Here is a 21,837-nt window from a genome sequence, read left to right on the forward strand (position 1 = left end):
ATGTTCGAGAACCTTGACCTGACGAAGCTCATCTTCGGCCGCCTCACGTGGGAGGCGATTCCCTACCACGAGCCGATCCTGCTCGTCACCTTCATCGCGGTCGTCCTCGGCGGCCTCGCACTGCTGGGCGCCATCACCTACTACAAGGTGTGGGGCGTGCTGTGGCGCGACTGGATCACCAGCATCGACCACAAGAAGATCGGCATCATGTACATCATTCTTGGCCTGGTGATGCTGCTGCGCGGCTTCTCCGACGCCATCATGATGCGGGCCCAGCAGGCCGTCGCCTTCGGCGACAACGCCGGCTTCCTGCCGCCGCACCACTACGACCAGATCTTCACCGCCCACGGCGTGATCATGATCTTCTTCGTGGCGATGCCGCTGGTCACGGGCCTCATGAACTTCGTGGTGCCGCTGCAGATCGGCGCGCGCGACGTGGCCTTCCCGTTCCTGAACAACTTCAGCTTCTGGATGACCACCTTCGGCGCCGGCCTCGTGATGGCGTCGCTCTTCGTGGGTGAATTCGCCAAGACCGGCTGGCTCGCCTACCCGCCGCTGTCGGGCCTTCTCTTCAGCCCCGACGTGGGGGTGGACTACTACATCTGGTCCTTGCAGATCGCGGGGGTCGGCACGCTGCTCTCGGGCGTCAACCTGCTGGCTACCATCGTGAAGATGCGCGCGCCCGGCATGACGATGATGAAGATGCCGGTCTTCACCTGGACCGCCCTGTGCACCAACGTGCTGATCGTGGCCGCCTTCCCGGTGCTCACGGCCGTGCTCGCGCTGCTGTCGCTGGACCGCTATGTCGGCACCAACTTCTTCACGAACGACCTCGGCGGCAACGCCATGATGTACGTGAACCTGATCTGGATCTGGGGCCACCCCGAGGTCTACATCCTGATCCTGCCGGCCTTCGGCATCTTCTCGGAAGTGGTCTCCACCTTCTCGGGCAAGCGCCTCTTCGGCTACGCCTCGATGGTCTACGCCACGGTGGTGATCACGATCCTGTCGTACCTCGTGTGGCTGCACCACTTCTTCACCATGGGCTCGGGCGCCAGCGTGAATTCGTTCTTCGGCATCACGACGATGATCATCTCGATCCCCACGGGCGCGAAGATCTTCAACTGGCTCTTCACCATGTACCGCGGCCGCATCCGCTTCGAGCTGCCCATGATGTGGACCATCGGCTTCATGATCACCTTCGTGATCGGCGGCATGACGGGCGTGCTGCTCGCGGTGCCCCCGGCCGACTTCGTGCTGCACAACAGCCTCTTCCTGATCGCCCACTTCCACAACGTGATCATCGGCGGCGTGCTGTTCGGCATGCTGGCGGGCATCACCTACTGGTTCCCCAAGGCCTTCGGCTACAAGCTCGATCCGTTCTGGGGCAAGTGCTCGTTCTGGTTCTGGATCGTCGGCTTCTGGTTCGCGTTCATGCCGCTGTACATCCTGGGCCTGATGGGCGTCACGCGCCGCATGAGCCACTTCCAGGACATGTCGCTGCAGATCTGGTTCCAGGTGGCGGCCTTCGGCGCCGTGCTGATTGCGCTGGGCATCGCCTCGTTCATCATCCAGCTGGTGGTGAGCTACATCCGGCGCGATTCGCTGCGCGACACCACGGGCGACCCGTGGAACGGCCGCACGCTCGAATGGTCGACCTCGTCGCCGCCGCCGGCCTACAACTTCGCGTTCACGCCGCGCATCCACGACAACGACGCCTGGACCGACATGAAGCGCCGCGGCTACAGCCGCCCGGTCGACGGCTTCACGCCCATCCACATGCCCAAGAACACGGCTGCCGGCTTCATCATCGCGGCCCTGGCCGGCACCTGCGGCTTCGCGCTGATCTGGCAGATGTGGCTGGTGGCGGGCGTGGCCTTCTTCGCCATGCTGGCGGCCGTGATCATCCACACCTTCAACTACAAGCGCGACTACCACATCCCCGCGGAAGAGGTCGTTCGCACCGAGGACGAACGCACCCGCCTCCTGGCAGCAGCCCATGTCTGATACCACCGCCCTCCACTCCCCCGCGGCCGGCCACGCCCACAGCGACGCCACGGGCAAGCCGCCCGTGTTCGAGCTGTTCCACGTCGGCAACGACCACCACCCGGAAAACGGCACGCTGCTCGGCTTCTGGCTCTACCTGATGAGCGACTGCCTGGTCTTCGCCTGCCTGTTCGCGGTGTACGGCGTGCTGGGCCGAAGCTACGCGGCCGGCCCTTCGGGCGCCGACCTGTTCGACCTGCCGCTGGTGGCGGTCAACACCTCGCTGCTGCTGCTGTCGTCGATCACCTATGGCTTCGCAGTGCTCGAGATGCAGAGAAAGCGCATGGGCGGCACGCTCGCCTGGCTGGCCATCACCGGCCTTTTGGGCGCAGGCTTCATCGGCCTGGAACTCTATGAATTCGCGCACCTGATCCACGAGGGCGCGGGCCCGCAGCGCAGCGCGTTCCTGTCGTCGTTCTTCGCGCTGGTGGGCACCCACGGGCTGCACGTGACCTTCGGCATCGTGTGGCTCATCGTGCTGATGATCCAGTTGCCCAAGCACGGCTTCACCGCCGCCAACCGCCGCCGCCTGATGTGCCTGTCGATGTTCTGGCACTTCCTGGACGTGGTGTGGATCGGCGTCTTCACCTTTGTCTACCTGATGGGATCGATGGCATGAGCACCGCCCACACCGAAACCGCAGCGCACGACGACCATCACGACGATGGCCCCGTCAGCCACAGCACCTTCAAGGGCTACATGACCGGCTTCGTGCTGGCCGTGGTCCTGACCGCGATTCCGTTCTGGCTCGTCATGGGCAACGTGCTCGGCAAGCCGAGCACCACCTCGCTCGTGATCCTGGGCTTTGCCGCGGTGCAGATCGTGGTCCACATGATCTACTTCCTGCACATGGACGCCAAGTCCGAGAGCGGCTGGAACATGCTGGCGCTGATCTTCACGATCGTGCTCGTCGTCATCACGCTGGCCGGATCGCTCTGGGTCATGTACCACATGAACGCCAACATGATGCCCATGTCGGTGCACGACATGAAGAACATGCCTTGACGCCCCCGCCGCCAGACTCCAGCACCCGCAACGGCACACCAGCCGGCCGCCCGCGCGGCGCGGCGGCCCGGGTGGCTCTGGCGGTCTGCGCGGCCCTGGCCTTTGCGGGCTTCTTCGCGCTCGGCACCTGGCAGGTCGAGCGCCGGGCCTGGAAGCTCGATCTGATTGCCCGCGTCGAGCAGCGCGTGCATGCCCCGGCCTCCGAAGCGCCCGGGCGCGAGCGCTGGCCGCAGGTCAACGCGGCCGACGACGAATACCGCCGCGTGCGCATCGTCGGCCGCTTCCTCCACGACAAGGAAACCCTGGTGCAGGCCAGCACCCGGCTCGGCGCCGGCTTCTGGGTGCTGACGCCGCTGCAGGCCACAGGCGGCCGCATCGTGCTGATCAACCGCGGCTTCGTGCCGCCCGAGGCGCGCGAGCGCGCCGCCCGCGCGGCCACCGAACCCCAGGGCGAAAGCAGCGTGACCGGCCTCTTGCGCATGAGCGAACCCAAGGGCGGCTTCCTGCGCAAGAACGAGCCGGCCGCCGATCGCTGGTTCTCGCGCGACGTGCAGGCCATTGCCGCGGCACGCGGCCTCTCCAACGTGGCACCGTACTTCGTCGATGCCGAGGCCGCGCCCTCCTCGCCCGGCGCAGCGCCTGCCTGGCCGGCCGCGGGCCTCACGGTCATCGCCTTTCCCAACAGCCACCTGGTCTATGCGATCACCTGGTACGGCCTGGCGCTGATGGTCCTTGGCGCGGCCTGGTTCGGCTGGCGCGAGGGGCGCCGGCGCGCCGGCGAAGCCGATGGCGGCACAGGCGAAAATACGGCCCATGCCAACGCCACCGCCCGCCCCGATGCCCGCCGCGACTGAAGCCGTCGCGGTCGCGGGGGAACTGCATCCACCGCGTGCGGGCGTGGCAAGCCTGGACAACGCCACCGGCCACAAGAACATGCAGCAGCTGATCGAGCTGCGCTGGTTCGCGGTGGTCGGCCAGGTCGCCACCATCCTGGTCGTGCACTACGGCTTCGGCATCCGGCTGCCGCTGGAGCACATGCTGCAGGTGCTGACCTGCCTCGCGCTCTTCAACGGCGTGAGCCTGCTGCGCTCGCGCAGCCCGCGCCGCGTGACCAACGGCGAGCTCTTTCTCGCGCTGCTGGTCGACGTGGCCACGCTCACCGCCCAGCTCTACCTGAGCGGCGGCGCCACCAATCCCTTCGTCTTCCTGTACCTGCTGCAGGTCATCCTGGGCGCGGTGCTGCTGAAGGCCTGGTCGACCTGGACCATCGTGGCCGTCACCTGCCTGTGCTTTGCGGGGCTGGCGCTTTTCTCCCGCCCGCTCGCGCTGCCGCTGGACCACGACCGCGGGCTCTGGAGCCCCTACGTTCAGGGCATGCTGGTGTGCTTTGCGCTCAACGCGGCGCTGCTGGTGGTGTTCATCACGCGCATCAGCCGCAACCTGCGTGCGCGCGATGCGCGGCTGGCCGACCTGCGCCAGCGCGCATCGGAAGAAGAGCACATCGTGCGCATGGGCCTCCTGGCCTCGGGCGCCGCGCACGAGCTGGGCACGCCGCTTGCCACGCTGGCCGTGATCCTGGGCGACTGGCGCCGCCTGCCGCACTTCAGCTCCGACCCCGAGCTGCTGACCGAGGTGGCCGAGATGGAACTGCAGATCCAGCGCTGCAAGAGCATCGTGAGCGGCATCCTGCTGTCGGCCGGCGAGGCGCGCGGCGAATCGTCGGAAGAAACCACCGTCCGCACCTTCCTCGACGAGCTGGTGGAGGAATGGCGCAGCACGCGTCCGGTCGAGGAGTTCGACTACGAGAACCGCTTTGGCCAGGACCTGCCCATGGTCTCCGATTCGGCGCTCAAGCAAATGATCTGCAACGTGCTCGACAATGCCCTGGAGGCCTCGCCGCACTGGTTGCGCTTCGAAGTGGCGCATGACGCCGATGCGTTGACGCTCACGGTCACCGATGCGGGCCCGGGCTTCCTGCCGGCCATCCTGAAGGAGTTCGGCAAGCCCTACCAGTCGAGCAAGGGCCGCCCGGGCGGCGGGCTCGGGCTGTTCCTGGTGGTCAACGTGGCGCGCACCCTGGGCGGCCGCGTCGCGGTGCACAACCGGCCCGAGGGCGGCGCCATCGTGGCCATCACGCTGCCGCTCGCGGCCATCGTGCTGGAAGAAGAAGACGACGACGAAGAACACGAAGCGGCCGACACCCTCACCGATCGAAACGCAAAGCCATGACGGAAACCGCCGAAACCGAACGCCAGTTGCTGATCGTGGAAGACGACGCGGCCTTCGCGCGCACGCTCGGCAAGTCCTTCGAGCGCCGCGGCTACGCGGTCACGCAGGCCAGCAATGCCGAGGAGGTCGAGGCGCTGCTGCAGGCCCATTCGCCCGGCTATGCGGTGGTCGACCTGAAGCTCAACGGCGAGGCCTCGGGCCTGGCCTGCGTGCAGATGCTGCACCGGCACAACCCGAAGATGCTGATCGTGGTGCTCACGGGCTTTGCCAGCATTGCCACGGCGGTGGAGGCCATCAAGCTCGGCGCCTGCCATTACCTGGCCAAGCCGTCGAACACCGACGACATCGAGGCCGCCTTCGGCCGCGCCACCGGCACCACGGAGGTGGAGCTGACCAACCGCTCGACCTCGATCAAGACGCTCGAATGGGAGCGCATCCACGAGACGCTGGCCGAGACCGGCTTCAACATTTCCGAAACCGCGCGGCGGCTTGGCATGCACCGGCGCACGCTGGCGCGCAAGCTCGGCAAGCAGCAGGTGAAATAGCATGGCTTCCAACAAACCCATATCTGCGGCTCGCGCCCAGACCACGCTCGAAGAGATCTTCAATGCGCTGAGCCACGGCCTCGGACTGCTGCTGGCGGTGGCCTCGCTGCCGATCCTGGTCTACAGCGCCGCCCAGAAGGGCCAGGCCGCGGGCATCGTCGGCGCCTCGCTCTTTGCCGGCACGGCGATCGTGCTGTACCTGATCTCCACGCTCTACCACGCGCTGCCGATGGGCCGGGCCAAGGCCTGGTTCAACCGGCTCGACCACGCGGCCATCTACCTCTTCATCGCGGGCAGCTACATGCCGTTTCTCTTCGGCGTGCTGCGCGGGCCCTGGGGTTGGACGCTGTTCGGCTGCATCTGCGCGGCGGCGGCGCTGGGCGTGGGCGCCAAGCTGTTCAACCGGCTGCAGCATCCGTTGTGGTCGACGGGACTCTACGTGGCGATGGGATGGATGGCGCTGATGGCGGCGGTGCCGCTGTACGAGCGCATGTCGCCGGCAGGCCTGGGATGGCTCGTGGCCGGCGGGCTGTTCTACACCGCGGGTGCGGTGGTCTTCCTGTTCGACAACAAGGTGCGCTTTGCCCATTCGGTGTGGCACCTGTTCGTGCTGGCGGGCAGCACCTGCCACTTCTTTGCGGTGCTCTGGCATTCGCACGGCTGATCTTTTTTTGGGCGCTGTTGTTCGGGGCGCTGTTGTTTTTGTTCAGGGCGCGTGCACAGGCCACCGGGTACTCCCCTCCGCGAATGTCCCCCGGCCTTCGGCCTCCTCCTTGATTTCGCTGCGGGGAGCACCCGATGCCCTGTGCACGAGGGCACGCTGGTGGTGTACCGCTGATCAACCACGGCTCTGCATAACGCTCCCGTCGATGGGGTGCCTTGCGCAGCGAAATCAAGGGGGAGGCCGCAGGCCGGAGGACATTCGCGGAGCAAGGTACCCCGTCGGCGGGAGCGCGCCCTGAACAGCAGCGCCCCGTACAACAGCGCCCCAAACAACAGCGCTCAGTAATGCGGCGGCAACTCGTCGCGCAAGTTGCGCGCCGCCCCGTCCTGCCCCGCGTTCTGGCTCTGCTGCTTGAGCTGGGTGACCTGCAGGATCAAGCTGTCGATCTGCTGCTGTTGCCGGTAGATCGTCATGTTGAGCTGCTCCAGCAAGTCCTCGGCATAGCTCGACTTGATCTCGAGTTCGGTCAGGCGCTCTGCGAGCTCGTTCGGTGAATGGTCCATGCCGCTATTGGACAGGAAGATCCACCGGCTCGCTGACCTCGCGCGACGGCGCCTCGACACGCGCCGCGCCCTCCCTTTGCTGCGGCTTCGCGCCCTCGCCCGCCATCCGGCTCAGCGCCAGCGCCACCTGCAGCGGATAGAGCGTGCGCGCATCACCCTCGGCCTTGTTGCTCACGGTGGTGCCGGCGGCTTCGCTCATGCTGGCCGTGCGCACCGCATCGGGCCGGTGCACGGGCACCATGAACGGCGAGTGCGTGGTGTAGACGATCTGGTTGCCGAAATCCTGCTCGAAGTGCGCGAGCAGGTCGGCCTGCGAGCGCGCATGCAGGTGCAGGCCGGGCTCGTCCAGCAGCAGGATCGCATCGCCGGCACCCTTGGTGTCCGCAAAGAAGGTGACGTAGAACGAGAAGAACCACTGGAAGCCGCGGCTGCGCTCGTCGAGGTTCACTTCCACGTCGTAGGCACGGTTCGGGTCGGACACCAGCGTGTCCATGTACGGCCCGTCCAGGTTGAAGCGCACCTTGAGCTCGCGGTCCTTCCAGAGCCGGCGGATCTCGGCGGTGACGACGGAGCCGGCGCGGTTGGCGAGCTGGTTGCGCGTGGCCTGGTCGTTCTTCTCCAGCAGCTCCTGCAGCTGCTGCGGATCGAGCCCGGCGGCCTTGCAGAGCTTCTCGAAGTTGCGCTGCCCGGGCGCGTCCTGCCCCCAGCCCTTGCGCGCGAGGTGCTCGGCAATGTTCTGGCGGCCGGGCAGCGCCGGGTACTCGTCCACGTAGACGAACCTCGGCAGCTTGTCGAGCACCCACTGCTTCGCCCTTGCAAGCGCCGGCGTGTCGTTGGCAATCGCGCGGGCCATCTCCTCGAGCTCGGCGAGCATCTGCTCCTGCTTGTCGCTGAGCTCGGCATCCGCTGCCGCCATGGCCTGGCGCAGCGACTGCAGCGCTGCCACCGCACCGGTGGACCAGCGGATGTAGTCGGGGCTCAGGATCATCGCGGCGTCGAAGGCGTCGGCCGCCTGCTCCAGCATTGCGCGCGCGTCGTCGGCAAGCTTCTCGGCCGCGGCCTTGACGGCGGGCACGATCTTGCGGACCTTGGCCTTGATGTCGGACACGTCGAGCGACAGGTCGCCGAGTCCTTCGAGGCCGCTCCAGCGCGCCGTGCCGTAGCCCCGGCCCGCGGTGACGTGGCGCACCTTGGCCGCGCGCGGAAGCATCTGCGCCAGTTCGGCCCGCTCGCTGTCTTCGAGGGCCCAGCGCGTCGCGACGACCGGCGTGTCGCCCTGGCACTCTTCGAGGCGGCGGTGCCGCGGAAAGTCCTTGATCGGGCTGAGTTCGGCCAGGCCTTCGGCCGGGTTCAGGCTGTGCAGTGCGCGCAGCAGGTTCGATTTGCCGCTGTCATTTCGGCCGAGGATTGCCGTGATCTGCGAGGTGTCGATGGAGCCGCTGTCGTTGATCGAGCGAAAGTTGGTGATCTGGAATGACGCCAAGCGCATGGAGGGGGTTTCTTCTCATCGAATGAATGATTGCAGGGCCGGGGAATGTATTGCATTCCCCGCCCTCTTCGCCCCCGCACGCAGAAAAATCTATTCGGCCGCGCGCCGCAGCGTGTCGACCACGGGCCTGCGCAGCACGTCGCGCAAGCCCCACCAGCCCGCCGCCAGCGCCAGCACCGCGCCCGCGAGCGCGCCCGCGATCGGCACGATGGGCGAGGCCGTCCAGGTGAAGTCGAACACGTAGCGTGCAAGGCCCCAGCCGATGGCCGAGGCCACGATGCTCGCGAGGAAGCCCGCCAGCAGGCCCACGCCCGCCAGCTCGGCGCGCTGCACCTGGCGCAGCAGACTGGCCCGCGCACCCACCGCGCGCATCACCGCGAACTCGCGCGCGCGCTCCTCGCGCGTGGCCGTGACCGCGGCAAACAGCACCACCAGCCCCGCCGCGAGCGTGAAGCCGAACAGGAACTCGACCGCGCGGATCACCTGGTCGAGCACGCGCTGCACCTGGTTGATGGTGGCGCTCATGTCGACGTTGGTCACGTTGGGGTAGCTGCGCACCAGCGCGTTGTCGAAGCCGCGGGTTTCGGGCGCGCGGAAGGCGCCCATGTAGGTCACCGGCACGTCGGGCAGCGCGGCCACGGTGTACATCACGAAGAAGTTCGCATGCATCGAACCCCAGTCGACCTTGCGCAGCGAGGTGATGCGCGCATCGTTCTGCATGCCGCCGATGTCGAAGCGCAGCACGTCGCCGAGCTTGAGGCCCAGCGTCTCGGCCAGTCCTTCCTCCACGCTCACTTCGCCGGGCGCATCGGGCTTCCATGCGCCGGCCACGATGCTGTTGTGCGCCGGCGCCTCCACGCTGTTGCTGAGGTTGAACTCGCGGTCCACCAGGCGCTTGGCGCGGTCTTCCGGGTAGTCGTCGGGCGACACCGGCTTGTCGTTGACGGCCACAAGGCGGCCGCGGATCATCGGATACCAATCGAACTTGCGCACGCCGGCATCGCGCAGCGACTTCTGGAACGCGCTGCTCTGGTCCGGCATGACGTTGATGACGAAGCGGTTGGGCGCATCGGGCGGCGTGGCCTTGCGCCAGCTCGCGACCAGGTCGGTGCGCAGCAGCACCAGCAGCACCAGCGCGAGCAGGCCCACGGCCAGCGCGCTGACCTGCACCACCGCATAGGCCGGCCGCGCCGAGATCTGGCGCGTGGCCAGCACCAGCCAGCGCGGCGCGGTGCTTTCATTGACGCTGCGGCGCAGCACCTTCACCGCGAGCCAGCTCAGCAGCGCGAACACGGCCACCGCGCCCGCGAAGCCGCCGACGGCGATCAGGCCCAGCTTCAGGTCGCTGCTGGCCGCGATCAGCAGGGCCGCGAAGCCGGCCACTCCGATGCCCAGCACCGCGAGCGACGCGGGCTTGAGCCCGCCGACGTCGCGCCGGATCACGCGCAGCGGCGGCACCCGGGCCAGCTGCAGCACCGGCGGCAGGCCGAAGGCGAACAGCAGCGTGAGCCCCATGCCCAGGCCGAAGGCCACGGGCCACAAGGTGGCAGCGGGCAGCGCCGTTTCGACCAGCCCGGCGAGCAGCACCACGAACACGTAGTGCACGCCAAAGCCGATCGCCACGCCCAGGCTGCTGGCCACGATGCCGACGACGGCAAATTCGAACGAATAGGCCAGCGCGATGGTGCGCTGGCTCTGGCCGAGCACGCGCAGCATGGCGCAGTCGTCCAGGTGGCTGGCCGCGAAGCCGCGCGCGGCCAGCGCCACCGCCACGGCCGACAGCAGCGCCGCGAGCAGCGCGACCAGGCTCAGGAATTTCTCGGCGCGGTCCAGCGTCTGGCGCATTTCGGGGCGCCCGCCTTCGAAGGAGTCGAGCCGCACGCCGCGCAGCTCGCCCTTCTTGATGGCGGCCTCGGCCCAGTCGGAAAAGCGCTTGACGGCCGCGTTCTCGCCGGCCACGGCATAGCGGTAGCCGACACGGCTCGCAGGCTGCACGAGGCCGGTGCGCGGCACGTCGGCCTGGTTGATCATCACGCGCGGCGCAAAGCTCATGAAGCCCGCTCCGCGATCCGGCTCCAGCGTGATCACGCGGCCGATGCGCAAACTGCTGTCGCCAAGAAGAAGCGCGTCCCCCACCTTGAGCGCGAGCGAATCCAGCAGAGAAGCGTCGACCCAGACCTCGCCCGCCGGCGGAATGTCGCGCGTGATGCTGCCGGGCGCATCGGGGGCGCTGGCGGTCTGCAGGTTGCCGCGCAGCGGATAGCCCGCGGCCACCGCCTTCAGGGCCACCAGCTTGCTCGCGCCGCCCTGGGCGTCGTCGGCCCGCGCCATGGTGGGAAAGCCGTAGGTGCCGGAGCCCTCGAGCCCGAATGCGCGGGCCTGCGCAATGAAGGTCGTAGGCGTGGGGTTGTCGCTCACGACCACCGCGTCGCCGCCGAGCAGCTGCCGCGCATCGCGCTGCAGGCCCCCCTTCAGCCGGTCGGCAAAGAAGCCGACCGCCGTGAGCGCGGCCACGGCCAGCAGCACGGCAACGATCAAGAGGCGCAGTTCGCCGGCGCGCAGGTCGCGCCACAGGGTGCGCCAGCCAAGGCGGAAGGAGGCATTCATGGGCGAGACGATAGCCGACGCGGATACGCCGGCGCCTTTCAGGGCCTTAGGCGGGATTGCGGCGCGCGAGTTCCGGCTGCAGCACCAGCCGGTCGACGCCCGCGTAGCAGACGAAGTGCCGGTTGGTCGCGCGGCCGATGGCGCACAAACCCACGCGGGTTGCGACCTCGTGGCCCATCTGCGTGATGCCGCTGCGCGAGACCACGATGGGCACGCCCATCTGCGCCGACTTGATCACCATCTCGCTCGTGAGCCGGCCGGTGGTGTAGAAGACGCGGTCGCCGGCCAGCGCGCCGGGCGGCTGCATGGCGCACCAGCCCGCAATGGTGTCGATGGCGTTGTGGCGGCCCACGTCTTCCACGAAGGAGTGCATCGTGGCCTCGGTGCCGCCGGGCTCGAGCGTGAACAGCGCGCAGCCGTGCACCGAGCCGGCCGACTTGTAGGTGCTCTCCTGGAGCCGGATCGCGTTGACCAGCGCATAGAGCTGGGCCTGCGTCATGCGCGTGGGCGGCAGCTCGAGCTTGTCGATGTCGGCCATCAGGTCGCCGAACACGCTGCCCTGGCCGCAGCCGGTGGTCACCACCTTCTTGGCGGTGCGCTCCTCGATGCGGTCGATGCCCGCGTGCGTCTTGACCGCGGCGGCACCCACCTCCCAGTCGACCGTGACCGACTCGACGTCGCTGGCCGCTTCGATCAGGCGCTGGTTCAGCAGGTAGCCCAGCACCAGCAGTTCGGGCTGGGCGCCGAGCGTCATCAGCGTGACGAGTTCGCGCCGGTCCACGTACACCGTGAGGTCGCGCTCGGCGGGAATGGAGACGGTGCCGCGCGCGCCATGCTCATCGACGACCTCGACTTCGCGCGTCAGCGCGGCGCGGGCCTGGGTGAGACGCGGGAGCGGCAACGGCAGCGGCGTCGTCACTGCGCCTTCGGCGTGGGATTGGCGGCGGCGGCAGGCTGCGTGGTGCTGGGCGGCGATGCGGCCGTGGTGGCCGGCGAATGCGCGCCCGCAGCCTCGATGGGCTTGGCTTCCGCCGGCGGCGTGAAGACGAAGGGGCCGGGGTCTGCGCAGGGCGGAGTGGCAGGCGCCGGCGGCACCGGCTTGCCGGCCGCGGTGGCGCTCGCGCGGTACTTGGCCGCGACGCGGTCCTGCGCCTGGCAGAGCTTGTAGGCATCGACCTTGCCGCTCCAGGCGGTCTTGGCGGCGGCTTCGGCGGCCTTGGCCTTGGCCTCCGGGGTGGCGGGCGGCGGCGCCAGCTTGGCCCAGGCCGCGGGCGCCGCCAGCGCGAGCACCAGCAGCGATGCGCAAGAGAGATTCAACGGCAGCTTCATGAGGGTGTTCCTTCGGCGGGTCTCACGGGCCGCGCGGCCGGTGCAGCGGCCGAGCCGGCCGGCGCCGTGCGCTGCGCAGGAATCTTGCCCGCGGCGATGTCGTCGTACCAGAGTTCGTGATGCTCCCGGGCCCAGGTCTCGTCGACGTAGCCGGTGCGCATGGCCTTGTAGGCGCCCGTCATGCCGAGCGTCCCGATGTAGATGTGGCCCATGATCATCGCCATCATCAGCAAGGTGGCGACGCCGTGCACCATGTGCGCCACCTGCATCTCGCCGCGCGTGTAGACGAAGCCCGGCAGCAGCTTGTCCAGGAAGAGCCCCGAGCCGATGATGAAGAGGCCGAGGAACAGCACGCCGCCCCAGAAGACCAGCTTCTCGCCCGCATTGAAGCGGTGCGATGGCACTTCCTTGCCGCCGAACAGGCCGCCGAAGCGCGCGAGCCATTGCAGGTCGCTGGCGCGCGGCAGGTTGTCGCGGATGAAGGTGAAGACCATGAACACCGTCGTCACCACAAACAGCGGCCCGACGAAGTTATGGACGTTCTTGAGCGCGTAGGCAATCCAGCCGAAGAGCGCGCTGCCCATCCACGGCATCAGGAAGAACTTGCCGAAGGCCATCACGATGCCGGTGATGGCCAGCGTGACGAAGGCGATGGCGTTCGACCAGTGCGTGGCGCGTTCGAAGGGCGTGAACCGCTCGATCTTGCGGCCGGTTTCCTGGCCGTGCAGGCGGATCGGGCCGCGCGTGAAATAGAAGATGGCCAGCGCCAGCAGCACGACGAACAGCAGCGCCGCGCCATAGGGAATGATCCAGTCGTTGCGCACCTGGCGCCAGGCTTCGCCGGCATTGGTCAAGCGCGAACCGGGGTACTGCACGAAAGGCTGGATCAGGTTGCCGGCCTCGGGCGCCTGGCTTTTCGGCAGGCTGCTGTAGCCGGTCACGCCCTGCCCCACCTGGCGCCACATCGGCGCGTTGTTGCCGGGCTGCACCTTCATGCGCTCGCCATTGGTCTGGTTCGCGTAGTTGGGGTCGGCGCTGGCTTCGGGCTTGACCTCGAAGATGTTCTGGCCGCGGATGCCGCCCACGGCGGCCTCCGGCGCGGCGGTTGCGGCAGGTGCCGCGGGGGCGGACGCCGTTCCAGGGGCGGCCGGCGGCTGCGCCTGCGCGAAGGCCGTACCCAGCACGGCACAGCAAAGAGCGAGAGCGGTCAGCGCTTGCTTCATGGGCTCTCCGTTCAGTTCTCTTTGTTGTATTCGTTCTGCCCGTTCTGCGCGCGGGTCTTGAGCTGCTGCTGCCAGGCGGTCTTGTCGCCGACCTTCCAGCCGGGCGCGGTGAACACCGTGCCGGCGTTCTCCTGGGTGCCCGTGCCGCTCCAGGGCACGGCGTCGTGCTTGACGCCCTGCGCGTTGGTCTGCGGCTTCTCGCCGCAGGCCGCGAGGCAGGTTGCGGCCAGCGCAACGCCGGCGAAGACGAGGCCCGGCCGCTTCACTTGCGCACTCCACCGGCCGGCGGCGTGCCGGCCTGCTGCGAGCCGTAGGCGGTGCCCCAGCCCCAGACTTCGGCGCCCTTGCCGCGCTGGACCACGCGGGTGCGGAAGATGTCGGCCACCACGTCGCCGTCGCCGGCCAGAAGCGCCTTGGTCGAGCACATCTCGGCGCAGGCCGGAAGCTTGCCTTCGGCGAGCCGGTTGCGGCCGTATTTCTCGAACTCGGCTTCGGAGCCGTTGGCCTCGGGGCCGCCGGCGCAGAAGGTGCACTTGTCCATCTTGCCGCGCACGCCGAACGTGCCTTGCGAGGGGAACTGCGGCGCGCCGAACGGGCAGGCGTACGAGCAGTAGCCGCAGCCGATGCACACGTCCTTGTCGTGCAGCACCACGCCTTCTTCGGTGCGGTAGAAGCACTGCACCGGGCACACGGCCATGCAGGGTGCGTCGGAGCAGTGCATGCAGGCCACCGAGATCGACTTCTCGCCCGGCACCCCGTCGTTGAGCGTGACCACGCGGCGGCGGTTCACGCCCCAGGGCACTTCGTTCTCGTTCTTGCAGGCCGTGACGCAGCCGTTGCATTCGATGCAGCGTTCCGCGTCGCAGACAAATTTCATTCGTGCCATGGTGCCTCCTTATGCCTTTTCTACGTTGCAGACCGTGGTCTTGGTCTCTTGCATCATGGTCACGCTGTCATAACCGTAGGTCGTGCCGGTGTTGATGGCCTCGCCGCGCACCACGGGGGCTGCGCCGGCGGGGTAGTAGCCGAGCATGTCGGCGCCCTGCCAATGGCCCGAGAAGTGGAACGGCATGAAGACCGTGTCGGGCCCCACGCGCTCGGTCACCAGGGCCTGCACGTTGAGCTTGGCGCCCGTGGGCGTGTGCACCCAGGCGCGCTCGCCGTTGCGGATGCCCTTCTCGGCCGCGACCTTGGGGTTGATCTCGATGAACATCTCCTGCTGCAGCTCGGCGAGCCAGGGGTTCGAGCGGGTTTCCTCGCCGCCGCCCTCGTATTCGACCAGGCGGCCCGAGGTCATCACGTACGGGAACTTCTCGGCCACCTTGTCGGCGATGTTCTTCTGCTGCACGCTCTTGTAGAGCGTGGGCAGGCGCCAGAACGCCATCTTGTCGTCGTGCGTCGGGTACTTGGCCATGAGGTCGGGCCGGTTGCCGTACAGCGGCTCGCGGTGCTGCGGGATCGCGTCGGGGAAGTTCCAGACCACTGCACGCGCCTTGGCATTGCCGAAAGGATGGCAGCCGTGGTTCTTCATGAACACGCGGATCATGCCGCCCGAGCTGTCGGTCTTCCAGTTCTTGCCTTCGGCCTTGGGCTTCTCGGCCTCGGTGAGTTCGTCCCACCAGCCCAGCTTCTTGAGCAGCACGTGGTCGAGCTCGGGGTAGCCGGTGGTGATGTCGGCGCCCAGCGAATGCGAGCCGTCCTCGGCCAGCAGGTTCTTGCCGTCGCGCTCCACGCCGAAGTTCGCGCGGAAGTTGCCGCCGCCTTCCATCACATGCTTGGAGGTGTCGTACAGGTTGGGCGAGCCCGGGTGCTTGAACTCGGGCGTGCCGTAGCAGGGCCACGGCAGGCCGAAGTAGTCGCCCGTGAGGTCATAGCCGTTGGCCTTGTCCTTCACGCCGGCCTTGGCCTTGAGCGTGCGCACGTCGAAGGCGCCCATGTTGCGCATGTGCGCCTGCAGCCGCTCGGGGCTCTGGCCGGTGTAGCCCACGGCCCAGCAGGTCTTGTTGATCTCGCGCAGGATGTCGTCGGGCAGGGGCTCGTCCATGCCCTTGACCTTCTGCATCTTGTAGTTCTTGCTGAGTTCCTTGCCAAAGCCCAGGCGGTCGGCGAACTGCTGCATGATCATGTGGTCGCTGCGGCTTTCCCACAGCGGATCGATGACCTTCTCGCGCCACTGGATCGAACGGTTCGACGCCGTGACGGAGCCGCTGGTCTCGAACTGCGTGCACGCGGGCAGCAGGTAGACGGCGCGGTTCTTGTTGAGGTCGTCGGGGTTGCCGGGCATGGCCGCCATGGCGGCGGTGGCCGAGGGATAGGGGTCGACCACCACCAGCAGGTCGAGCTTGTCCATGGCGCGCTTCATTTCGAGGCCGCGCGTCTGCGAGTTGGGCGCATGGCCCCAATAGAACACGCCGCGCAGGTTCGAGTCCTGGTCGATCAGCTCGTTCTTCTCGAGCACGCCGTCGATCCAGCGCGACACGGTGATACCGGGCTTGGTCATCATCGCGGGCGACGCGAAGCGGCCCTTGATCCATTCGTAGTCCACGCCCCAGGTGGCGGCGAAGTGCTTCCACGAGCCTTCGACGATGCCGTAGTAGCCGGGCAGCGAATCGGGGTTCGGGCCCACGTCGGTGGCGCCCTGCACGTTGTCGTGGCCGCGGAAGATGTTGGTGCCGCCGCCCGACTTGCCCACGTTGCCGAGTGCCAGCTGCAGGATGCACGAGGCCCGCACGATCGCGTTGCCGATGGTGTGCTGCGTCTGGCCCATGCACCACACGACGGTGCCGGGACGGTTCTCGTTGAGCCAGGTCGCCACCTTGAGCACCTGCGCCTCCTTCACGCCGCAGGCCTCCTCGACCTTGTCGGGCGTCCACTTGGCCAGCACTTCCTCGCGCACCTTGTCCATGCCGAAGACGCGGTCGTTGATGTACTGCTTGTCTTCCCAGCCGTTCTTGAAGATGTGGTGCAGGATGCCGAACAGGAAGGCGATGTCGGAGCCCGAGCGGATGCGCACGTACTCGTCGGCCTTGGCCGCGGTACGCGTGAAGCGCGGGTCGACCACGATCATCTTACAGCCGTTCTCCTTGGCATGGAGCATGTGCAGCATGCTGACCGGATGCGCCTCCGCGGCGTTGGAGCCGATGTACATCGCCACCTTGGCGTTGCGCATGTCGTTGTACGAATTGGTCATGGCGCCGTAGCCCCATGTGTTCGCAACGCCGGCAACGGTGGTCGAGTGGCAGATGCGCGCCTGGTGGTCGCAGTTGTTGCTGCCCCAGAAGCTCACGAACTTGCGCAGCAGGTACGACTGCTCGTTGCTGTGCTTGGACGAGCCGATCCAGTAGACCGAATCGGGCCCGCTGGCCTGGCGCAGTTCCTTGAGCTTGGCGGTGATCTCGTCGAGCGCGGTGTCCCAGCTGATGCGCTCGTACTTGCCGTTGACCAGCTTCATCGGATAGCGCAGCCGGTATTCGCCGTGGCCGTGCTCGCGCAGCGCGGCGCCCTTGGCGCAATGCGCGCCCAGGTTGATGGGCGAATCGAACACCGGCTCCTGGCGCACCCAGACGCCGTTCTCGACCACCGCATCGGAGGCGCAGCCGACCGAGCAGTGGGAGCACACGGTGCGCTTGATCTCTACCTTGCCGGCGCCTACCGCCGTGGGCCGTGCTTCGCCGGCCGCCTCGGCCTTGCGCATCAGCGTGAGCTGGCCCGCGGCCAGGCCCACGCCCACGCCGAGCCCGGAGCGCCGCAGGAAGGCGCGCCGGTCCATGGTGGGCAGCGCGCCCGAAAGGCCGCGCCGCAGGCTGTGGATGAACGGGGAGGACGACTCGCGCTCCCCTTGCCGCGAGACACTGTTCGCGGGGGCTGTTTTCTTGGTCAACAACATCTTGGGCGTTCCGCTTCAGGCCGAAGCGGTCTTGTAGTAGCGCTTGACATGTTCGCTCAGCGAATAGCCGCCGCCTTTTTCAGGCGCGGGCTTCGTCGCGGGCGCAACGGCCTCGACGGCCGCGGGGGCCGGCGCGACCTTGGGGAGCACCGAAACCGCGGCAACCGCGGCACCGGCGCCGGCGGCACCTAGAAAGAAACCTCGACGCGAGGCCGGCTTGTTGCCGACCGCTTGGCTGTCCTGCATGTGATCTCCAGGAGTGGCTGGGGGCAAAACCAGATATGAACTGATTTGCATACATCTGGATACTAGTCGAGACCCTTATTCCCGACTATCAAGCTCTTCCTTTGAAAAAGGTTAACCGAGCATGTCGAAGCCCTGGACCTCGACCTCGGCGAAGGCCCGGGTGAAGCCGGCCAGCGACGCATAGAAATGCGCCTTCGGATGTTGGGCCACTGCGTCGCAGAGCGTCGGCAGCCACGGCTGCAGATGGGTGGCGAAAAAAGCCTGTTGCTGCGCGAGGTTGGCCACCGCCGCGTCGTCACCGGCAATAAGGTAGCGCATCACCTCGAACAGGCAGGCAACATGGTCTTCGCTTTCGGAGACGGCGTCGCCGCGCGCGAGGCCCAGGCGGGCCAGGTCGGTGCGCAGCAGCGCCAGCGGCTTGTCGTTGAGAAAGCCGCTCAGGTAGTGCGAGCCGAAGAGGTAGATCTCGGGCTTGCCCATGCCGCCGAAGAGCGCGTCGTACTCGGCATGCACCGCGGCCGCATCGGCGCCGCGCGCCGCGCCGACCAGCTGGCGCCAAGGCTCCTCGAGGAAGGCGCCGGCCGCGGGCGCCTCGGTGGGCGCCACACCGAAGGCGCCGAGCAGCTCGGCATCGGGCGCCGCATACCAGAGGCGCGCGAGCAGGCCGTAGACCTCGGCGCGCGCAATTTCCTCGTCGAGGGCGGAGGTCATCGGAGGAAACTGGCTCATAGCTGCGTGATCTTCATTTCGTTCTGCGCGCTGTACAGGTCGATCACCCGGCAGTCGCTGCACATCTTGAGCCGCTCGAGTGCCTCGCCCTGGAACATGGCGTGGCCCGCGAGCTTGCCGAGCATCGCCTCGATCGCCTTCTGCGTGCCGAAGGGCTTGCTGCAGCGGATGCAGGCCCAGGGCTTGGCCTCGTTGAGCAGCACGGGCTGCTTGCGCTCGGGCGCGGCCAGGAGACGCGGCACCAGCGCGATCGCGTTCTCGGGGCAGGTGGTTGCGCACAGCCCGCACTGCACGCAGTTCTTCTCGATGAAGCGCAGCTGCGGCGCATTCTGGTTGTCCTGCAGCGCGCTCGCAGGGCAGGCGCTCACGCAGGCCAGGCACAGCGTGCAGCTGTCCTTGTTGACCGTGACCGCGCCAAAGGGAGAACCGTCGGGCAGCGCAATTTCAAGCGCTGCGGCGGCATCGGCAGGCGGCGCCGACAACGCGGGCGCCTGTTCCATCAGGTGGTCGAGCGTCATCTCGAGCGTGCCGCGCTTCTCGGCGCCCACGGCAAAGCGCGCCGCGGTGGCGGGCACGCGCTGGCGCGTGGCGCGCAGGCCGGCCAGGGCGGCATCGAGCGCGGCCGGCGTGCCGGCCTCGAGCAGGTGGAAATGCGTGCCGGTGTAGCCCAGGCCCGTGAGCAGCGCCTGCGCAACGGCCATCTGCTTTCTCAGCGCATCGAGGTACTGCGGCGCCTCCTCGCCGATGGCGAGCACGGCCACCTGCGAGGCGCCGAAGGCGATGGCGCTGAGCCACAGGTCGATGCCGGTGCTCGCGACATGCATGAGCGCCACCGGCAGCACATGCGCGGGCACGCCGGCGAGGCCGTCGCGCTTGCCGCGGCCCAGCTGGGCCGCGCGGCCCAGCTGTTCGATGAGCGCCTGCCCGCCCTCTTCGCTGTGCAGCAGCACCGTGGCATCGCGGCCGCCGGCGCCAAGGTAGGTGGCCAGCAGCGTGCGCAGCTTGCGGCCCTGGTCGGGCGCGCGCGGGTAGGTGTAGCCCAGCGCGCCGGTCGGGCACACGGTGGTGCAGGCGCCGCAGCCCACGCACAGCTGCGGATTGACGACGATGCGCTGGCGCTCCTTGTCGCTCGAGATGGCGTGCGCCGAGCAGACCTCGACGCAGGCGTTGCAGCCCACCACCTCGTTGCGGCTGTGGGCGCAGAGCTTCTGCTTGTAGTCGAAGAACTTCGGCTTCTCGAATTCACCCACCAGTTCGCGCAGGCGCAGCACGGTCGAAAGGCCCTCCGCATGCGCGAGCCCGCCCGCCAGGTGGAAGTAGCCTTGCGGCGGCGCATGCCAGTCGATCAGCGCGTTCGCGCCCAGGTCGAGCACCAGGTCGAACTCGGCATCGAGCGCCTCGGGTGCCCGGCCGAAATGGATGGCACCGGCCACGCTGCAGGCTTTTTCGCAGTCGCGGTGCGAAGTGCACTTGGCCAGGTCGATCTGGTAGTCGAGCCCGATCGCCTGCTCGGGGCAGGCGCCAAGGCAGGCATTGCAGCGCGTGCACAGGTCCAGGTCGATGGGGTTGTCGCGCGTCCACTTCAGCGAGAAGGCGCCGAGCCATCCCGTGAGCGATGCGATGCGCCCGGCCATCACGGGCCAGCGGCGTTCCTGCGCGCCGCCGGCCGCGCCCGGGCCGGTGGAGAAGATCGAGACCTGCAGCGAATCGGCGACCAGCGCCGCGGCCTTCTCGGCCGCGTCGAGCGGGCCGACGATCAGGAGCCGGCCCTGGCTTGCGTAGCTCACGGTCGAGACCGGATCGGGCTCGGGCAGATGGGCCACGGCCAGCAGCGCGGCGATCTTGGGGCTGGCGCTCTTGGCGTCGCGGCTCCAGCCGCCAGTTTCGCGGATGTTCACGAAGCGAATCGGCGAAGTTGCGCCCTCGGTCTGTTCGGCCAGTTCGGTGAACAGCCGGCGCTCCTGCGTGCAGGCCACCACCACCTCGTCGCCCGAGCGGATGGCGCGCTGGAAGGCCGGCGCCTCGCGGCGGCACAGCGTGGAATGAAGGGGCAGCGGCTCAGCCAGCGCCGCGCCGAGCGTCTTCGGCTCGAGCGGCATCGTCTGGTTGCAGTCGCAGATCAGCGTTGTGGTCATCGGTCTTCTGGCTTGCGGGCTGCACGTTTGCAACCTGCTGGCTGGGGAGGAATTCCTCCGGAGGCTCGGACTGTGCCATGTCCGGCGGCGCGGCGGCTTGCGGGGTTTCCGCGGGTACTGCAGGTGCCTGTTGCACCTCGGCTTCTTCCTCGTGCTCGAACAGCCTGAGGAACTTGGCGCTGGCCATCTGGCGCAGCACGCTGTCGGGGATGGGCGTCGACCGGGAGTAGTCGTCGATGTAGGTGTCCATGCCGTCCATCACATTGAACTGCGGGTCGGCAAAGAGCTTTTTGAAAGCGGTGTTCTTGACCTCGGGCGCGACGTTCCTGGCCACGAAGGGCCGGAAGTCGGACTCGGGCGTGAGCGCCTGTGCGTCGGCGAGCGAGGGCGGGGGGATTTCCGCTTGCGCTTCGGAGGACGGGCCGGCTTCCGGGCCAGCCGCCGCGGGCAGGGGTGCTGCCGCATCGATGCGCGCGGCGGCCGCCTCCTGCACCTCTTGCGCGGCGGGAGGCGGCAACACCTCTTCGCGCGCCTCCTGCTTGCGCCGCGACCAGCGGCCGAAGAAATTCTCAGACATCGCCCGCTCCGCGTCCGCGCTTCTTCTCGGTCGACACGCTGGCCGCATTGCCGAAGCGGTCGACCAGCGGACGGAAACTCTCGGGCCGCTTGCGGCGCTTGGGCTCGATCACGTAGTGCGCCTGCACGAAGCCGCGCATCCACTCGATCACCTCTTCGGGCGCGGGCACCTGCTCCACCGTTTCCTGCGCATCGAGCCAGCGGCCGGCCTCGTTGTAGCTCAGGCTCACCACCACCGGCCGCGCGATCGGCTCGTCGGCAATGGTGGGCTCTTCCTCCATGCGCCACAGCACGAACCAGCAGGGCGCGGGCGTGGTGGCATTCAGGTGGTAGCCCTCCACGTCGTCGCGGAACAGCTCGGTCTTGAAGCCGGGGTGCAGCCAGCGCTGCGCGCTCTCGTTCGCCTCGAGCAGGCGCGGCTCGGTGCCGAAGCCGGGCTGGTCGGGGCCGACGCTTTCGAGAATCCAGCGCCAGGACTGCCAACGGCTCTCGACGCGCTCGCGGCGCATCACGACGGCAACATCGATGGAAGGATTCATGCGGCGATCGTAGCGCCGCCGCATGC

The 21,837-nt window shown here is 68.0% G+C and carries 21 protein-coding genes; 7 read left to right on the forward strand and 14 right to left on the reverse strand.

The features are described 5' to 3' along the window. Genes cyoB through ACAM58_RS19870 form a run of 7 tightly spaced genes read left to right on the forward strand, consistent with a single transcriptional unit; the run spans window position 1 to window position 6,489 of the window. Complete coding sequence (gene cyoB / locus ACAM58_RS19840; protein WP_369663383.1) at window positions 1-2,007, forward strand: cytochrome o ubiquinol oxidase subunit I; 2,007 nt, start codon at window positions 1-3, stop codon at window positions 2,005-2,007. After that, on the forward strand, window positions 2,000-2,665 hold the full coding sequence (gene cyoC, locus ACAM58_RS19845) for a cytochrome o ubiquinol oxidase subunit III (protein WP_015866824.1): 666 nt from the start codon (window positions 2,000-2,002) through the stop codon (window positions 2,663-2,665). The genes cyoB and cyoC overlap by 8 nt, the downstream gene beginning before the upstream one ends. Continuing rightward, on the forward strand, window positions 2,662-3,051 hold the full coding sequence (gene cyoD, locus ACAM58_RS19850; RefSeq protein WP_015866825.1) for a cytochrome o ubiquinol oxidase subunit IV: 390 nt from the start codon (window positions 2,662-2,664) through the stop codon (window positions 3,049-3,051). Before cyoC ends, cyoD begins: the two co-directional genes overlap by 4 nt. Then, the gene (locus ACAM58_RS19855; RefSeq protein WP_369663384.1) at window positions 3,048-3,905 is read left to right on the forward strand and encodes an SURF1 family protein; all 858 of its coding nucleotides are present in this window, start codon (window positions 3,048-3,050) and stop codon (window positions 3,903-3,905) included. Before cyoD ends, ACAM58_RS19855 begins: the two co-directional genes overlap by 4 nt. Further along, window positions 3,889-5,280: an ATP-binding protein gene (locus ACAM58_RS19860; protein ID WP_369663385.1), complete on the forward strand. Its 1,392-nt coding sequence runs from the start codon at window positions 3,889-3,891 to the stop codon at window positions 5,278-5,280. The genes ACAM58_RS19855 and ACAM58_RS19860 overlap by 17 nt, the downstream gene beginning before the upstream one ends. Further along, window positions 5,277-5,825, forward strand: a complete 549-nt coding sequence (locus ACAM58_RS19865) for a response regulator transcription factor (RefSeq protein WP_018905247.1) — start codon at window positions 5,277-5,279, stop codon at window positions 5,823-5,825. The genes ACAM58_RS19860 and ACAM58_RS19865 overlap by 4 nt, the downstream gene beginning before the upstream one ends. A gap of 1 nt (window position 5,826) precedes the next feature. Next, complete coding sequence (locus ACAM58_RS19870) at window positions 5,827-6,489, forward strand: hemolysin III family protein (RefSeq protein ID WP_015866829.1); 663 nt, start codon at window positions 5,827-5,829, stop codon at window positions 6,487-6,489. A 338-nt stretch (window positions 6,490-6,827) separates the two neighbouring features. Here ACAM58_RS19870 and ACAM58_RS19875 read toward each other — a convergent pair whose 3' ends face one another. From ACAM58_RS19875 to ACAM58_RS19940, 14 genes are all read right to left on the reverse strand, one after another. Continuing rightward, on the reverse strand, window positions 6,828-7,052 hold the full coding sequence (locus ACAM58_RS19875) for a SlyX family protein (RefSeq protein WP_015866830.1): 225 nt from the start codon (window positions 7,050-7,052) through the stop codon (window positions 6,828-6,830). A 4-nt stretch (window positions 7,053-7,056) separates the two neighbouring features. Further along, complete coding sequence (locus ACAM58_RS19880; RefSeq protein ID WP_369663386.1) at window positions 7,057-8,541, reverse strand: AAA family ATPase; 1,485 nt, start codon at window positions 8,539-8,541, stop codon at window positions 7,057-7,059. A 90-nt stretch (window positions 8,542-8,631) separates the two neighbouring features. After that, window positions 8,632-11,148 (reverse strand): FtsX-like permease family protein, encoded by a 2,517-nt coding sequence (locus tag ACAM58_RS19885; protein WP_027730203.1) that lies wholly within the window; start codon window positions 11,146-11,148, stop codon window positions 8,632-8,634. 46 nt (window positions 11,149-11,194) lie between these two features. Further along, entirely contained in the window at window positions 11,195-12,067 is an 873-nt protein-coding gene (locus ACAM58_RS19890) for a formate dehydrogenase accessory sulfurtransferase FdhD (RefSeq protein ID WP_018906453.1), read from the reverse strand. Continuing rightward, on the reverse strand, window positions 12,064-12,477 hold the full coding sequence (locus tag ACAM58_RS19895) for a hypothetical protein (protein ID WP_015866834.1): 414 nt from the start codon (window positions 12,475-12,477) through the stop codon (window positions 12,064-12,066). The genes ACAM58_RS19890 and ACAM58_RS19895 overlap by 4 nt, the downstream gene beginning before the upstream one ends. Continuing rightward, entirely contained in the window at window positions 12,474-13,700 is a 1,227-nt protein-coding gene (locus ACAM58_RS19900) for a formate dehydrogenase subunit gamma (protein ID WP_015866835.1), read from the reverse strand. Before ACAM58_RS19900 ends, ACAM58_RS19895 begins: the two co-directional genes overlap by 4 nt. A gap of 11 nt (window positions 13,701-13,711) precedes the next feature. After that, complete coding sequence (locus tag ACAM58_RS19905; protein WP_015866836.1) at window positions 13,712-13,966, reverse strand: hypothetical protein; 255 nt, start codon at window positions 13,964-13,966, stop codon at window positions 13,712-13,714. Further along, entirely contained in the window at window positions 13,963-14,586 is a 624-nt protein-coding gene (gene fdh3B / locus ACAM58_RS19910) for a formate dehydrogenase FDH3 subunit beta (protein ID WP_015866837.1), read from the reverse strand. The genes ACAM58_RS19905 and fdh3B overlap by 4 nt, the downstream gene beginning before the upstream one ends. Before the next feature lie 9 nt (window positions 14,587-14,595). Beyond that, window positions 14,596-17,586, reverse strand: coding sequence for a formate dehydrogenase subunit alpha (locus ACAM58_RS19915; RefSeq protein ID WP_015866838.1), 2,991 nt, complete (start codon window positions 17,584-17,586; stop codon window positions 14,596-14,598). Window positions 17,587-17,601: 15 nt separating this feature from the next. Continuing rightward, complete coding sequence (locus ACAM58_RS19920; RefSeq protein ID WP_369663387.1) at window positions 17,602-17,832, reverse strand: formate dehydrogenase; 231 nt, start codon at window positions 17,830-17,832, stop codon at window positions 17,602-17,604. 111 nt (window positions 17,833-17,943) lie between these two features. Then, window positions 17,944-18,561, reverse strand: a complete 618-nt coding sequence (locus tag ACAM58_RS19925) for a molecular chaperone (RefSeq protein ID WP_369663388.1) — start codon at window positions 18,559-18,561, stop codon at window positions 17,944-17,946. Then, a complete protein-coding gene (locus tag ACAM58_RS19930; RefSeq protein WP_369663389.1) occupies window positions 18,558-20,696 on the reverse strand; it encodes a 4Fe-4S dicluster domain-containing protein in 2,139 nt (712 codons plus the stop codon). Before ACAM58_RS19930 ends, ACAM58_RS19925 begins: the two co-directional genes overlap by 4 nt. Further along, window positions 20,620-21,273: a DUF3306 domain-containing protein gene (locus tag ACAM58_RS19935; protein WP_369663390.1), complete on the reverse strand. Its 654-nt coding sequence runs from the start codon at window positions 21,271-21,273 to the stop codon at window positions 20,620-20,622. Before ACAM58_RS19935 ends, ACAM58_RS19930 begins: the two co-directional genes overlap by 77 nt. Next, a complete protein-coding gene (locus tag ACAM58_RS19940; RefSeq protein ID WP_369663391.1) occupies window positions 21,266-21,835 on the reverse strand; it encodes a DUF3305 domain-containing protein in 570 nt (189 codons plus the stop codon). Before ACAM58_RS19940 ends, ACAM58_RS19935 begins: the two co-directional genes overlap by 8 nt. Window positions 21,836-21,837: the final 2 nt, after the last annotated feature.

Source organism: Variovorax sp. V116 (assembly GCF_041154435.1).
GTDB lineage: Bacteria > Pseudomonadota > Gammaproteobacteria > Burkholderiales > Burkholderiaceae_C > Variovorax > Variovorax paradoxus.

What these genes read in the sequence shown, in the direction of transcription:
- cyoB (WP_369663383.1), top strand. Translation starts at nt 1, where the DNA reads ATGTTCGAGAACCTTGACCTGACGAAGCTCATCTTCGGCCGCCTCACG.
- cyoC (WP_015866824.1), top strand. Translation starts at nt 2,000, where the DNA reads ATGTCTGATACCACCGCCCTCCACTCCCCCGCGGCCGGCCACGCCCAC.
- cyoD (WP_015866825.1), top strand. Translation starts at nt 2,662, where the DNA reads ATGAGCACCGCCCACACCGAAACCGCAGCGCACGACGACCATCACGAC.
- ACAM58_RS19860 (WP_369663385.1), top strand. Translation starts at nt 3,889, where the DNA reads ATGCCCGCCGCGACTGAAGCCGTCGCGGTCGCGGGGGAACTGCATCCA.
- ACAM58_RS19865 (WP_018905247.1), top strand. Translation starts at nt 5,277, where the DNA reads ATGACGGAAACCGCCGAAACCGAACGCCAGTTGCTGATCGTGGAAGAC.
- ACAM58_RS19870 (WP_015866829.1), top strand. Translation starts at nt 5,827, where the DNA reads ATGGCTTCCAACAAACCCATATCTGCGGCTCGCGCCCAGACCACGCTC.
- ACAM58_RS19875 (WP_015866830.1), bottom strand. Translation starts at nt 7,052, where the DNA reads ATGGACCATTCACCGAACGAGCTCGCAGAGCGCCTGACCGAACTCGAG.
- ACAM58_RS19880 (WP_369663386.1), bottom strand. Translation starts at nt 8,541, where the DNA reads ATGCGCTTGGCGTCATTCCAGATCACCAACTTTCGCTCGATCAACGAC.
- ACAM58_RS19885 (WP_027730203.1), bottom strand. Translation starts at nt 11,148, where the DNA reads ATGAATGCCTCCTTCCGCCTTGGCTGGCGCACCCTGTGGCGCGACCTG.
- ACAM58_RS19895 (WP_015866834.1), bottom strand. Translation starts at nt 12,477, where the DNA reads ATGAAGCTGCCGTTGAATCTCTCTTGCGCATCGCTGCTGGTGCTCGCG.
- ACAM58_RS19900 (WP_015866835.1), bottom strand. Translation starts at nt 13,700, where the DNA reads ATGAAGCAAGCGCTGACCGCTCTCGCTCTTTGCTGTGCCGTGCTGGGT.
- fdh3B (WP_015866837.1), bottom strand. Translation starts at nt 14,586, where the DNA reads ATGGCACGAATGAAATTTGTCTGCGACGCGGAACGCTGCATCGAATGC.
- ACAM58_RS19915 (WP_015866838.1), bottom strand. Translation starts at nt 17,586, where the DNA reads ATGTTGTTGACCAAGAAAACAGCCCCCGCGAACAGTGTCTCGCGGCAA.
- ACAM58_RS19920 (WP_369663387.1), bottom strand. Translation starts at nt 17,832, where the DNA reads ATGCAGGACAGCCAAGCGGTCGGCAACAAGCCGGCCTCGCGTCGAGGT.
- ACAM58_RS19925 (WP_369663388.1), bottom strand. Translation starts at nt 18,561, where the DNA reads ATGAGCCAGTTTCCTCCGATGACCTCCGCCCTCGACGAGGAAATTGCG.
- ACAM58_RS19930 (WP_369663389.1), bottom strand. Translation starts at nt 20,696, where the DNA reads ATGACCACAACGCTGATCTGCGACTGCAACCAGACGATGCCGCTCGAG.
- ACAM58_RS19935 (WP_369663390.1), bottom strand. Translation starts at nt 21,273, where the DNA reads ATGTCTGAGAATTTCTTCGGCCGCTGGTCGCGGCGCAAGCAGGAGGCG.
- ACAM58_RS19940 (WP_369663391.1), bottom strand. Translation starts at nt 21,835, where the DNA reads ATGCGGCGGCGCTACGATCGCCGCATGAATCCTTCCATCGATGTTGCC.